The sequence below is a fragment of the Terrisporobacter othiniensis genome, assembly GCF_000808015.1.
Classification (GTDB): Bacteria; Bacillota; Clostridia; order Peptostreptococcales; family Peptostreptococcaceae; genus Terrisporobacter; species Terrisporobacter muris.
Genome location: NZ_JWHR01000125.1, coordinates 1 through 13,642, shown reverse-complemented (window position 1 = coordinate 13,642; position 13,642 = coordinate 1). Strand labels below are relative to the sequence as shown.

General features: G+C 28.7%; 12 protein-coding genes. 3 read left to right on the top strand and 9 right to left on the bottom strand.

The annotated features are described in order from the left end of the window. Positions 1-93: 93 nt before the first annotated feature. The 7 genes from QX51_RS15955 to QX51_RS15925 form a co-directional block, all read right to left on the bottom strand. On the bottom strand, positions 94-402 hold the full coding sequence (locus QX51_RS15955) for a hypothetical protein (RefSeq protein ID WP_039680898.1): 309 nt from the start codon (positions 400-402) through the stop codon (positions 94-96). A 98-nt stretch (positions 403-500) separates the two neighbouring features. After that, the gene (locus QX51_RS15950; protein WP_039680897.1) at positions 501-2,537 is read right to left on the bottom strand and encodes an ABC transporter permease subunit/CPBP intramembrane protease; all 2,037 of its coding nucleotides are present in this window, start codon (positions 2,535-2,537) and stop codon (positions 501-503) included. Beyond that, positions 2,527-3,315, bottom strand: coding sequence for an ABC transporter ATP-binding protein (locus QX51_RS15945; protein ID WP_039680896.1), 789 nt, complete (start codon positions 3,313-3,315; stop codon positions 2,527-2,529). The genes QX51_RS15950 and QX51_RS15945 overlap by 11 nt, the downstream gene beginning before the upstream one ends. A gap of 147 nt (positions 3,316-3,462) precedes the next feature. Continuing rightward, positions 3,463-4,425 carry a S8 family peptidase gene (locus QX51_RS15940; protein WP_320649589.1) on the bottom strand — a complete coding sequence of 321 codons (963 nt, stop codon included), beginning with the start codon at positions 4,423-4,425 and terminating at the stop codon, positions 3,463-3,465. 176 nt (positions 4,426-4,601) lie between these two features. Next, the gene (locus tag QX51_RS15935; RefSeq protein ID WP_039680895.1) at positions 4,602-5,978 is read right to left on the bottom strand and encodes a peptide MFS transporter; all 1,377 of its coding nucleotides are present in this window, start codon (positions 5,976-5,978) and stop codon (positions 4,602-4,604) included. A 641-nt stretch (positions 5,979-6,619) separates the two neighbouring features. Next, positions 6,620-8,320, bottom strand: coding sequence for an ABC transporter ATP-binding protein (locus tag QX51_RS15930; protein WP_039680894.1), 1,701 nt, complete (start codon positions 8,318-8,320; stop codon positions 6,620-6,622). A gap of 214 nt (positions 8,321-8,534) precedes the next feature. After that, positions 8,535-9,098 carry an HD domain-containing protein gene (locus tag QX51_RS15925; protein WP_079764822.1) on the bottom strand — a complete coding sequence of 188 codons (564 nt, stop codon included), beginning with the start codon at positions 9,096-9,098 and terminating at the stop codon, positions 8,535-8,537. Positions 9,099-9,413: 315 nt separating this feature from the next. On the opposite strand from QX51_RS15925, the gene QX51_RS15920 reads away from it, so the two are divergent. After that, entirely contained in the window at positions 9,414-11,339 is a 1,926-nt protein-coding gene (locus QX51_RS15920; protein WP_039680892.1) for an OPT family oligopeptide transporter, read from the top strand. After that, positions 11,329-11,673, top strand: coding sequence for a hypothetical protein (locus QX51_RS15915; RefSeq protein ID WP_039680891.1), 345 nt, complete (start codon positions 11,329-11,331; stop codon positions 11,671-11,673). Before QX51_RS15920 ends, QX51_RS15915 begins: the two co-directional genes overlap by 11 nt. 18 nt (positions 11,674-11,691) lie before the next feature. Here the strand turns inward: QX51_RS15915 and QX51_RS15910 are convergent, their stop codons facing one another. Continuing rightward, a complete protein-coding gene (locus tag QX51_RS15910) occupies positions 11,692-12,492 on the bottom strand; it encodes a CPBP family intramembrane glutamic endopeptidase (protein WP_039680890.1) in 801 nt (266 codons plus the stop codon). Positions 12,493-12,819: 327 nt separating this feature from the next. Between QX51_RS15910 and QX51_RS20425 the strand changes: the two genes are divergently transcribed. Further along, complete coding sequence (locus QX51_RS20425) at positions 12,820-13,035, top strand: hypothetical protein (protein ID WP_139045069.1); 216 nt, start codon at positions 12,820-12,822, stop codon at positions 13,033-13,035. Positions 13,036-13,182: 147 nt separating this feature from the next. Here QX51_RS20425 and QX51_RS21305 read toward each other — a convergent pair whose 3' ends face one another. Then, a complete protein-coding gene (locus tag QX51_RS21305) occupies positions 13,183-13,461 on the bottom strand; it encodes a DUF116 domain-containing protein (RefSeq protein WP_052233110.1) in 279 nt (92 codons plus the stop codon). Between the last annotated feature and the right edge of the window lie 181 nt (positions 13,462-13,642).

The window sequence follows — 13,642 nt, the reverse complement described above, 5'->3', positions numbered from 1 at the left end:
TTATTATTTCTTCTTGTTTAGTAAATAAGCTTTCTCTAAAGTTCCTAAATTTCATATTTTCCTCCCAATTATTTAAATCAATTTCATCCATATTTATTTTATTACTAAAGTTATCAATTCTAATATGTATATACTCATTTCCCTATCTATATGTTTTAATATATCAAAACAAACTCTTAATTCTTCATACTTATCATCTAAATTTATTTTCTCTATATTTACCTCTTCTATAATACTATTATTCCAAATAACATTATTTTCATTTTCAATAATATAATCAATTTTATCTCTATATTTATCTTGTAATTCTTCTATAGCTATAACTATTTCCATATAATCATTTTCTCTTAATACCTTTTCACATCTATCTAAGTCAAAATCTATTTCTTTTGTATCCAGCAATTTATTATCTCCTTATGTTCTTTTTCTATATTATATCATTTCCTTGTATGAATTCATAAAAATAAGATTACTCAACGAGTAACCTTATTCTATACTTTTTATTCAACTATGTTACTTTCTTTTAAACTTTTCTTTTCTTTAAATAGCAAAACTGCAACACTTATAAACATAATACTCAAGATTAAAAACACAAATAATTGGTTAAATGACAAGTAAGTAGCTGTAGTCGTTTCAACATTTTCTAGCATCTTTGAAGATAAATAAGTTACAACAACTGCAAATCCATTATTTAAGAGGTGCATAAACATACTTACACCAATTGAATTTGTTTTACAAACTGCATAAGCAAAAGCCATTCCTAAAATAGAAGTCGGTACAATTCTTATAAAGTCCATATGCATCATTCCAAATAAGATTCCCGAAGCAACTATGGCTCCTCTATATGATTTCTTATTATGTTTAAAAGATGTTAATATAAACCCTCTAAAAAATACTTCTTCGCATATGGCTGGCATTAATGCCACTAAGCAAATATTTAAAAGTAAGTTATCCTTCGTAAATAAGGCATCATTTAACCCTTCAACGATTTCTTGATTTTGTGGGAAATAATATAAAATTATATTTGTTATTACAAATACAATTAAGTATGTTCCTATCCAAAGGCTTGTTGCTCCAATTAAATGCTTAAACTTTGGCAACTTTAAAGAGAACACCTTCTTAAAATCACTTTTTATATAATAAGCAAATAAAAGTGGTAATCCAATAATCATAAGCTGTGTCAATGCTATTCCTACCGCTCCAAACTTTAACTGAACATAACTTCCCACATAAATAAGTAATACCAATCCAATAGCATATAAAACAACTCCATCGCTTACACTTGGCATGGTACCTTTTTTTATATCAATTCTTTTTTCTAAGAATGAGAAATTCTTTCCACTTCCAAATAAAATTTCTTCTGAGTTAAACATTTTTGATAATAAAATCACTGCCAAAATTACAAATGCAAAATTTGATATAAATACTAAGGCAATTAAACCCAAGTTAGCTTGAAAACTTAATACACTTTTTATTAATAAAGATATATTCACAACAGGTATTATAGCCGTAGTTCTATCCAAGGTCATGTTGGGTATCATAGATGCATATGAAGGTATTAAAACTAAAAACATAACTGGTGTAATATAGTTTTGCGCATCTTTAAAACTTTTTGCCAAAGAGCATACACACATACTTACAGCTGATACCACCATGGCAAATAAACAAACACAGATCACTGTGATAAACAAAGGTCCTGCCAAGTTTGATATTTTTAAGCTATCAGAAAATAACTGACCTGTTAATTCACCCGTTGTTAAAATATATATTAATGTTAATAATATGGATATAACATTTAAAATAGCAGTTACAATGGCGCAGATGGATACTGCCATATATTTACCCATAACGAGTTCCAAGTTAGTAATAGGTAGTGTAAATAAGGTTTCTAATGTACCTCTTTCTTTTTCTCCTGCCATAGAATCTATTGCTGGATAAATCGCACCTAGAAGCACTCCCATAATTAATATAAATGGAAGTATCTGACCCAGTACAAACCCTGCTAACTCTTCATTTTTAGCCACATCTACAGTTTCATATACCACAGGGTTTAGAGTTTCTTTTACATCTAGATTTGATTGTTCTATTTTATTTTTAATTTTACTATCTTTGTATAATGAAAAAATACTTTCTAGCTTACTATTCACACTAGATGCATTTTCTTTTGATGAATTTATGTATATTTCATAATTTTCTATTTTATTTTTGCCTTTTACACTTATATATGCATCAATGTATCCTTCTTCTAAATCTTCTTTATAATTATTAGTATCTACTATATTAATATGCCCAGTACTTTCATCTGTATAGTTTTCAATTATAGATATCAATTCATTATTTGGACTTTTCTCAAAAGCAATATTAATATCTTCACTTTCAATGCTACTTATAGACATGGTCATAATTTGAGTCATTATTAACATAAGAACAGGGTATAAAATTAAAGGAAGGATAATTCCCATAAATAAAGTTCTCTTATCTCTAAGAATATCTATCATCTCTTTCTTAAAGATAGCTTTTACCATCTTAGTCCTCATTTAAATCCCCCCTCTCACTAGCTAAATTTATAAATATATCTCTAAGACTATTTGTGTTATATCTAGATTTAAGTTCTTCACAACTTCCCTCAGCTATAAATTCACCCTTATGCATCATATAAATTTTGTCACATAAAATTTCTGCTTCTTCCATATAGTGAGTTGAATATAGTACAGTTTTTCCCTCATATTTTTCTCTTTTCATAAAGTCTATAATAGATTTGCTACTAATTACATCTAAACCTAATGTAGGCTCGTCAAAAATATATATACTTGGGTTATGAATAAGACATCTTGCAATTGATGTTCTTTGAGTTTGTCCTGTAGACAAATTTTCTATTCTATTATCAATAAAACTTTCCATATCCATAATTTCAATTATATTTTCTATGGACTTTTCTATTTCTTCCTTTGTCATATCATATAAATTTCCAAAAGTAGTTAATAGCTCTCTTGGAGAAAGTCTATTATATAATTTTGTATTTCCTGATAAATATCCGATTTCCTTTTTAGCTGCATTTTTATCTTCTTCATAATCATAATCCCCTATTTTAATGTGACCAGAAGTTGGAGTTAAGATTCCACCAAGCATCCTAAGTAACGTGGTTTTTCCTGCCCCATTTGGTCCTAGTATCCCTATAATTTGTCCTTTATCCACTTTAAAAGTTAAATTATTTACTGCTAAAAACTCTTCTTTTTTTGTTCTAAATTTCTGTTTCTTACTTTCATCTTTCACTTGTCTAGTAAAAGATTTACATAATTTTTCTACTTCAATCATTAGTAAACCCCTTTTCCTTCTTTTCCCAATAATAATTACTTTTTATAATTATATCATTTCCATTAACTGTAAATCTATATAATAAAAAATAAAGACTGACTAGGACTAAGGCCTTTGACAGTCTTTATTTAAAAATTTATATATTAATTATTTTAAAATATTTTTAGGATTTATAAATAAAAAACCATTACCTTGTAGTGTTCTTAACATAGGTAATGTATCAGTATTTTTTATTAGCTGTCCGTATAATTCGGCTTCTGTTAATTTTCTACCAAATTCTTTTTTAGACCATTCTATTAAAAGAGCAAGAGCACCGGTTACATGAGGTGTCGCCATACTAGTTCCTGATAAAGTTTCATATTTCCCATTCAAAAATGTTGATATTATATTTACACCAGGCGCCACCAAATCTACTTCTTTGTTAGAGTTACTAAATATTGCAGCAGATTTTGAATAATCAACTGCTCCAACACTAATTACTTCATTATATCCTGCTGGATAAGAGAATCCATCTGTAACTCCTTTACTATCTCCCTCATTACCTGCTGCACATACAACTAATATATTACTATCTACTGCTTTTTTAATAGCTTGGTGCAATTGAGGAACATCCTCTGAAGTTCCCAAAGACATTGATATTATATCAACCCTTTGGCTAATTGCAAAATTTATGGCATCTATAATACCTTTCATACTTCCTGAACCATTTTTATCTAAAGCTTTTAATATCAATAACTTTGCATCTGGAGCTACTCCAATAACCCCATAGTTATTATTTGATGCAGCTATTGTTCCACATACATGTGTTCCATGACCGTTATAATCTTGATATTTGTATATGTTTTTATTATCTTCTATTGTAAAATTTCGGCCGCCTGTTATTCTTGTTTGTAAGTCTTTATGAGTCATATCGCAACCGGAGTCTATTACTGCAATTTTAACGTCTTTACCTGTAATTCCCTTACTCCACATAAATTGTGCATTTATCATATTTACTCCATCAGGAATATAATCTTTGTCAGTTTTTAAATCAATATTTATTGCTTTAGACATATCTTTATTATTAATAATTGAAATTTGTTTTACAGTTAGGTTTTCTATATTTTCCAAAGCTTTCACCACCACAATATTATTTAGTGCAGAAATTCTTACATTTTTCTACATTGAATAATATTCATATTGCTTCAAAAATGTTCTATTATAGATAATCTATTTATTGTTAGCACAAATAAAAATAGCCTCAACCTAAGTTGAGGCTACTCTATAATAAAGTAACAATTTACTTATTATGCGTTTAATGCATTTTCTTCTTCTTCATCTTCAACAAGAGTATTTAACTTCTTATCCATTGACCAAAGAATTACACCACATAATATAACTATAGCAGCTACTACTCCATAAGCTGGAGCAAATGAATATTTTGATAAGAATTCATATAAATATCCATAAGATTTACCAGCTATGAATATTGCAAATGGCCAAACTCCCATCATAAGTCCTAAAACTTTAGCTGGAGAGAATTTAGATATAAATGAGTTTCCAAGTGGAGAGAATACCATTTCACCAACTGACATTAACACACCTACCATAACTATCCACATTAAGTTAGCTTGTCTATCTCCTCTAACTACTTCAGCAAGAGCCATTACAACAAATGCAGCTCCTAGTAATATCATACCTAATGCAGTTTTCTTAAACATACTTAAGTCACCTTTTGGTGAATTAGCACGTTTAGTCCAGTAAGCTGCAAGAACTGGTCCAAGAGCTATACAGCAAAGAGCATTTAATGAATCAAACCAAGCAGATGGAACTGTAAAGTTTCCAATTACCCAGTTAGCTTTATTAGCTGTTTCAACATCTGGTCCCCAGTGATATAATACTGGCATATAAGTTAAGTACCAAACTATCCAGAATACTATTGAGAAAACAGTTACAAGAACTATAGCTGCAATTCTTTTCTTTTCTAATGTAGTAAGAGGTTTATTGTCTTCTTCTTTCTTAGCTGTAGTTTCTTTAATTTCACCAGCTTTGAAAGGTTTCTTACCAACATCTCCCCATGCTGCGTTACCACCAAACATTAACCATAAAGCATCTAAGAATAATAATCCTCCACATATTAAGAATGTCATTCCATATCCATACTTTGCAAGTATAAATGCAACAACAGTTGTTCCTATGAAAGAACCTATATTAACAAATGAGTATTGAATAGAGAATGCAGAGTCAAGTTGATCTGGATCATCAAACAACTTACCATTTATTCCAGAAACATTACCTTTAAATAATCCTGTTCCTATAGATACAAGAGCTATCATAGCCCATACTAAACCTAATGATCCTTGAGCAGCTGATTGCCATCCACAAACATATCCAAGCCCCATTAATATTGCCCCTAACACAACACATAATCTAGGACTTACCCATCTATCCGCTATATATCCACCAAGTATTGGTGTTAAATAAGTGAATGCAACTAAGTTAGCACCCATTTTTGCTCCTTCTGCTGCATCTAATCCAAGTCCACCTTTTGCTACTGAAGCAACTATAAATACCCCAAGTAACCATTTTGATGAATAGAATGCCATTCTTTCAAGAGTGAAAGATAAAGCACATACATAGAAGCCAAAAGGATATTTCTTTTTAGTTTTTACTGTGTTTTCCATGTCCTACCTCCAATATAATTTATGATTCTTTATTAGAGATTTCCCAGTGCTTAGTCTCCATTAATCTTATGCCTTAATAATCTGCCTTAATAGTATGTCTTTTTATTTACTTATTTGCATGATTCCATTTTTTTGACTGATGACTTTGGAAATTTCTAAATATTTAATGTTTATTTTGCCATACATAAATTTTTTGATAGTACCAGATGTCAAATATGGTTTTAAACATATTTTTAGGAATGTAAAAACTAATTTACTCCCCATACAAAATGTAACAGAAATAACTAATGTATGTCAATTTAAAAAATGTATTTTTTTGTCATAATTATTTTATTAATATAAATATCATTTCTAATTTTCCAAATTTTCTATTTTTTACCACTATTATTTCCTTGATAAATAAATTCACATCAAAATATAACATTTTTTGATGTAGTTTTTGCATTGTTCGATATCTAAGCAATGAAGTACTCCTGATACTCTCTATAAAAAACATGAGTTTTTTCTTTTTATATATAAAGTAAATAAAAGCTATACTTAATAATATTATTATTATTCTATTGATATATTCAGATTAAATATTTTTATTTTTACACTAAAAAAGTCTGAACTAAAATATTTTTAGGTTCAGACTTTTTTCATTAACTTACATGAAGTTTGCTATAAATTCCACCATTACTAATTAACTCCTCATGAGTTCCTCTTTCAGCAATACCACGATCTGTTAGCACTATGATTTCATCAGCATTTTTTATAGTAGATAATCTATGTGCTACTACTAGATTAGTTCTATCCTTACTTAACTCTTCTAGGGATTTTTGGATTTCTCTTTCTGTCACATTATCCAAAGCAGATGTAGCTTCATCAAGAATTATTATTGGAGGATTTTTCAAGAATACTCTACATATTGATATTCTTTGTTTTTGTCCTCCTGACAACTTAACTCCACGTTCTCCTATATACGTATCATAAGCCTCAGGCAAACTCATAATAAAGTCGTGTATTCTTGCTTTTTTAGCTGCTGCTATTATTTCTTCATTACTAGCATTAGGTTTAGCACATAATATATTTTCTTTTATAGTACCTGTAAATAAAAATACATCCTGTCCAACTACACCAATATTTTTTCTTAATGATTTTAAACTTACATTTTTTATGCTTTTTCCATCTATTCTTATATCCCCTTCTTCAAAATCATAAAATCTAGGTATAAGATTACAAAGAGTTGTCTTTCCTCCTCCTGATGGTCCAACTAATGCTACTGTTTTACCAGCTTCAATTGATAAATCTAAATTCTTTAATACTTGTTTTTTATCTTCATAAGTGAAAGAAACATTATTAATTTCTATATCACCTTTAATATTTTTTAACTCTACTGGATTTTCCACTTCTTTTTCCACATCTTCATTGATTATTTCCATAAATCTTTCAAATCCTGTCATACCATTTTGATACTGTTCTGTAAAGTTTATTAGTTTTTTAATTGGCTCTATAAACATTTTTACATATAGTATATATGCCGCAAAATCACCTAAATTAATTTCACCTAGATAAGTAAAATATCCTCCAGCCACTAATGCAATCAACTCTAATAAGTCCATAAATAAATTCATTCCAGAGAAATAGTCAGCCATAACTTTGTAAGCTGCTTGTCTAGCTTTTTTAAATACATTATTACTTTCATTAAATTTATTTAGCTCTTCTTTTTCATTACAAAAAGATTTTGTTACTTTCATTCCAGCTATAGAATTTTCCAAAGTGGCATTAACTTCTCCTGTAGTTACTCTAGTTTCCATAAATGCCTTTTGCATCCTTCTTTTTTGTCTTGCTGCAAATATTACTACAAAAGGAAGTATAGCAAAAATTATTAAAGTAAGTGGTATGTTTACATTTAATAATATTAAAAATGATCCTACAAACATAACTATTGATATGAATAAATCTTCTGGCCCATGATGAGCTAGTTCAGAAATATCCATTAAATCATTAATTATTCTAGACATGGTTACTCCAGTCTTATGATTATCAAAGTATGAGTTTGGTAGTTTTTGAAGATGAGTAAATACTTCACTTCTCATGTCAGCCTGCATTCTAACACCTACCACATGCCCCCAATATTGCATAAAATGATTTAAAAATGCCTTCATTATAAATATAAATAATAAAGTAAATGCAAATATTACAAGCATCCTTAAATCTTTATTTGGTACAACTTCATTCATTATTTCCCTTGTAATCATAGGGTACACCAAATTACATACAGCAAATAATAATGCTGCCAATAAATCCATAAAGAAAAGTTTCTTATAAGGTTTATAATATTTTATAAATTTTTTAATCATGTATTCCTCCTAACTTTAATCGTCATATAAAGTTTACTATATATTTATATACCTTGCACATTAAATTCAATCAATTTTTTTTATACAAAAACTTTTTTCATTTATTTCATACTTGTCTATAATCTTATCAACAAGTGTAAGAATATTCCAATGTTATAACATGTAAAAAAGTGAACTATCACGTAGTCCACCTTTATATTAGTAAATTTTTATTTTATTCTAGTACATCAGCTATATTTTTCATAGCATTTAATGATATTTCTGCAAATTCATCAAAAGTAATTCCTGTAAGTTCAATAGCCTTCATTGCATCTCTATTTGCATTTGCTGCAAATCTTTTTTCTTTCATTCTTTTAGTAACCGATTTAGTTTTTACACTAGTAAGCTTCTTATCAGGATAACTTTTGGCTATAGCAGTAATAAACCCAGTTATAGGATCAACTGCATATATGGCCTTTTCCATTAAACTTTCCCTAACTACTCCCTTATTATCATGATGTCCAAGAATCGCTCTATATAATTCCTCATCTCCAAAATGTTCTTCCTTTAATAGTTCAACACTTTTAAATGCATGGGCCTCATTAACAACACCTGGTACTCTACCAGTAATATCAGAATCTAAATCATGTAATAAACCTGCCACTGCCCATTTTTCTTCTTTCTCTGGCTCTAATTTTTTAGCCATCTCTCTCATTACAGCTTCTACTGCATAGCTATGCTTTAACATGTAATCAGTTTTTAGGTACTTAAATAAAATCTCTAATGCTTCTTCTCTCATTTGCATACTCCTTATGAATAAATTTTCTATAGCTAATATTCGACAAATTATAAATTTATCCTTCTTTCTCTATTTTAGAAAATTTTATTTATGTATATAGAATATAAACTATAAAGTCACTACTCCTTACGCTTTCACTATTAACTTCAATTAGCCTATGAGTAGATTTTTCATAGCTTCAAACGTAGATTTAGTAGCAATAAAAAATTTTTTCCAATAATTTTAAAAATAATATAATTATTTTTACAAAAATGTTAAACACTATATAGGAACCAAAAATTAAATTTTTAATTTAAGAGAAAGGAAGATGACATAATGAGTAACAAATTACCTAAAGAAGCCTATGGTGGTGTATCTGGAAAAGATTATGTTCCTTACATAACTGATAAATCCAAAAAAGGTGCAAATATTCCTGTTTTAATAATAGGAATAGTACTTTCAACTGTGTTTGCAGCATCGACTGCATATTCTGGAATGAAATCCGGACTTACAGTTGCTGCAGGAATACCAGGAGCAATTATTGGTTCCATGCTTGTAGGAGCTTTCGCTAAAAATAGTGGTATCCTTGGAAAAAATATTATTCAAGGTATGTCTAGTGGTGGTGAGTCTATTGCCAGTGGATTAATTTATGTGTTACCTGCAATTATTTTAATAGGAAGTGATATTACTTTCTTTGAAGGATTAGTAACAGGCGTTGGAGGAAGTTTATTTGGTATAGGATGTTCTTCACTAGTTTACAATTATTTAATAATAGAAGAACATGGTAAACTTATGTATCCAGAATCTATGGCAATTTCTGAAACTTTAGTAGCTTCTCAAGGTGGAGGAGATGCCATAAAATTTATGGGTATTGGTTTTGGAATAAGTGGTATAATTAACGTTTTAACTGGATCATTTTTAAATGTAATAAATAGTGTAATGACTTATATAGGTACTCCATTTTACAAGTGGAAGTTTTCTTTAGAAGTAAATCCACTTTTATTAGGTATTGGTTTCATAGTTGGATTAGACGTCTCATTAACTATGTTTGCTGGCTCTATTTTATCCAACTTTGCAATAGCTCCACTAATTGGATATTTCTCTGATATGGCTCGAGAAGAAATTTTTATTTGGAATGATGCTACCATTGCCATAAGTACTATGGATGTAAATGCCATATCAGGTAGTTATGTAAAATATATAGGTGCAGGTATGATGCTTTGTGGTGGTATAATTGGAGCCATAAAACTTATACCAACTATAATAGTTTCAATAAAAGAAACTTTAAATGCAAGAAAAGAAAATAATGGAGATGATAATGGTAGTTCTTCTGAGATGTTAATATTAATAGGTGGTGTAGTAGTTGGTTTAGTTGCTGCTTACTTAATATCTCAAAGTATTACCATGGCAATTGTTGCTATAATAGTTTCATTCATATTATCATTCTTATTTGTTATAGTTTCTGGACGCTTAACTGGTACTATAGGAACATCAAATCTTCCTGTATCAGGTATGACTATTGCATCTTTAGTTATATTAACTTTAGTTTTCGTTATATCCGGATGGACTGGACTTGAGGATAATAAATCACTACTTTTATTTGCTGCTTTTATGGTTACTGCCATATCTGTAGCTGGAGGATATAATCAATCTCAAAAGGTAACTTATATTATAGGTGGTAATAAAAGAGAAATGCAAAATAGCTTTGCTCTAGCTTCCATAGTAGGCGTAGCTGTAGTTTGTGGAACAATAGTTGTACTTTCTAGTCAATTAGCTCTTACAGGCGCAGATGCTCCTTTTGCATTACCACAAGCCAACCTAATGTCTACATTAACATCAGGTATAATGTCTGGTAACTTACCTTGGGTTATGGTTATAACAGGTATAGTTATGGCTTTAGTTCTATTTATGTTAAATTTACCTATAATGACCATTGCTATAGGGTTTTACTTACCAATTTCTACAACTTCAATCATACTAATAGGTGCCTTAATTCGTGTATTTGTAGAAAAAACTGCTAAAAGTGATTCTGATAAAGAAGGTAAAGTTTCAAACGGCATAAGTCTATCCTCAGGTCTAGTTGCTGGTGGATCTATAATAGGATTAATCGGTATAATATTACAAGTATCTGGTGTAATCACACCTAGAGTTCCTACTGGATTTGCTGCAACAAATTCAATGGCATTAATTCTACTAATTATCCTTGTTGTAGCAACTACCATCCCGATTGCATCTTCAAAGGTTAAGAAAAATGAAGACTAATGAGGATATTTTAAATTTAAAGTTTAAAGTTTGTGATAATATTGAGTATATGGTAGACAAAAATGGAATAGTTACTTTACTAGAAAAGCAAGACCACAAGATACAATCTTTTCTAAGAAAGCTTAAATTTAAAATACCTATGTACAAAGAAATTGAGCTTGATGAGTATTGTAGCACGGTATTTATTATGTTAAATGGCAAAAATACTGTTGAGGAAGTCGGGGAAAACTTAGATTTAAAATACGGTGAAAAAGTTCATCCTCTATATGAAAGATTACTACTGTTTATAAATCATATATATACAGATTGTAATTATATTGAAATGATTAATTAATATAAAAAACTATACTGACTATTTTGCCAGTATAGTTTTTTTTGTGGCTTTTCTTTTTTCTTCAATTATAACAATAATCCAAAGTATTATTGCCATAAAAATATTAATAATATTGCATATACCAGCAGCTAAAGATACCTCCAGTTGTAAAGTTTGAGAAACCATTAATATGAAATTCCAAAGAGAATGAAAAATAATCAAAGGCCATATATTTTTCATCTTCATTGCTAGTCCAACAAATGCAAAACCTAATAAAGATGAATAAAATACAGTCATAAACGCTTCAACTAAAGAATTTCCCATCACTATAGTTGTTATATGTACTATGGAAAAACCTAAACTACTTATTATCATAGCTATAATAAATGATTTTTCACTTTCAAATGAATTTAATATTATTCCTCTGAAAATAACTTCTTCACAAAATCCAGCCATAACTGTACCTATAAATACAAATATTATGAACATATATATGCTACTATCATAAACTTCCATATTTTTAGTTATTTCTACTGCAAATTTATTTAACATAAATATTAAAATTACTAAATAAGGTAAAAACCACATTAAACTTTTGGATTTTTTTGATGTAAGGCCTATGTCTTTCCAATTATAATATTTTTTAATAAAACATAAAAGAAATACTGTTGGAGGAATTTGAATTATAATTTTATAAATAATATTGCTAGAGTCCATATTCATTGTTCCTAACACATTTTCTCCCAATAAATTAGACACACCATTTCCTATTAATAATCCAATACCCATTGTTACTAAGTATCCTATTAATGATAAAATTCCAGCTTTCTTTTTACTCATAAAATCTCCTTCTTAGTTTTTCTTTTTATTATAACTTAATAACTTGCCTAATGTAATATAAGTTTTTATTCAGTAATTTATTTTGTATAAATCATTTTATCTTCCAAGTTAACATTTAAATAATACATATTTTTATCATTTAATATAATCATAGTAATTGGATAAAATAAATTTATAAATAAAAAAAAGGAGCTTTTTATGATAATAAACATTACTGCCTTAGCAAAGGTTGCTCTTGATGAGATGTTTAAAAACTATGGAACTGATAAATTAGATATTGGAAGATATATTAGGGTTTATTTAAAAGAAATTGCATGACACGGACCCGTGTTTAATGTAGCTCAGGATGAGCCTACTTCAAATGATAATATCTATGTGGTAGATAATAAATACCACGTGATTATAAACAAAGATTTGTCTACTAAGTTTTCTGTCGTAAATATTTTTTATAAATCAACGAGAAGCTATGGCGATTTTTATATTTCCACTGATTTAGAATGGAAAGATGAATATCATTACTGTGACTGGAGCAAGCCTTGGTAAAATGCATAAATAAAAAGGAGGTTACTTTATTAAAACCTCCTTTTTATTTTATATTTTTATTTACTCCTAATGTATATAATAATTTATCTTCATTAAGATCTGTAATAATTCCACTTTCATGCCAATGTGATTTACATCCATAATAATCTAAAAAACGCATTGAGGAATAAACCCTAAACCTCTTGCTTTAAACCCGCCAGATATCAAATTAAGAACGCAGGCAATCACAACTATTCCTATATCCCAGTATTCAAATTTTCTTTTCATAGTAATATTAGATTCATAAGGAATTATATATACTTGAAAATCATAGTATTTACCTATCTTATCATATTTATTTACATTACATGATTTTGTACAGTGAGCACATATATATACTTCTTCGTTCTTTAGTGCTTTACAGTTATCATCATTTTTTGATGTCATACATGAAGGAAATAGTAGTCTTTTTTCTTTTGATCTAAGAAACTCTTCTCTTTAAGAATTATTAATTATTTCAGCTCCTACCATATTTAAATGATATTCTACTTCCTTTTTCCTACAGCTTATATAGTCTTCTCTATATTTATATTTTTCATCTGCCAAAATGAAAAAATCATTAACTTTT

What these genes read in the sequence shown, in the direction of transcription:
- QX51_RS15950 (WP_039680897.1), bottom strand. Translation starts at nt 2,537, where the DNA reads ATGAGGACTAAGATGGTAAAAGCTATCTTTAAGAAAGAGATGATAGAT.
- QX51_RS15945 (WP_039680896.1), bottom strand. Translation starts at nt 3,315, where the DNA reads ATGATTGAAGTAGAAAAATTATGTAAATCTTTTACTAGACAAGTGAAA.
- QX51_RS15935 (WP_039680895.1), bottom strand. Translation starts at nt 5,978, where the DNA reads ATGGAAAACACAGTAAAAACTAAAAAGAAATATCCTTTTGGCTTCTAT.
- QX51_RS15930 (WP_039680894.1), bottom strand. Translation starts at nt 8,320, where the DNA reads ATGATTAAAAAATTTATAAAATATTATAAACCTTATAAGAAACTTTTC.
- QX51_RS15925 (WP_079764822.1), bottom strand. Translation starts at nt 9,098, where the DNA reads ATGAGAGAAGAAGCATTAGAGATTTTATTTAAGTACCTAAAAACTGAT.
- QX51_RS15920 (WP_039680892.1), top strand. Translation starts at nt 9,414, where the DNA reads ATGAGTAACAAATTACCTAAAGAAGCCTATGGTGGTGTATCTGGAAAA.
- QX51_RS15915 (WP_039680891.1), top strand. Translation starts at nt 11,329, where the DNA reads ATGAAGACTAATGAGGATATTTTAAATTTAAAGTTTAAAGTTTGTGAT.
- QX51_RS15910 (WP_039680890.1), bottom strand. Translation starts at nt 12,492, where the DNA reads ATGAGTAAAAAGAAAGCTGGAATTTTATCATTAATAGGATACTTAGTA.
- QX51_RS21305 (WP_052233110.1), bottom strand. Translation starts at nt 13,461, where the DNA reads ATGACATCAAAAAATGATGATAACTGTAAAGCACTAAAGAACGAAGAA.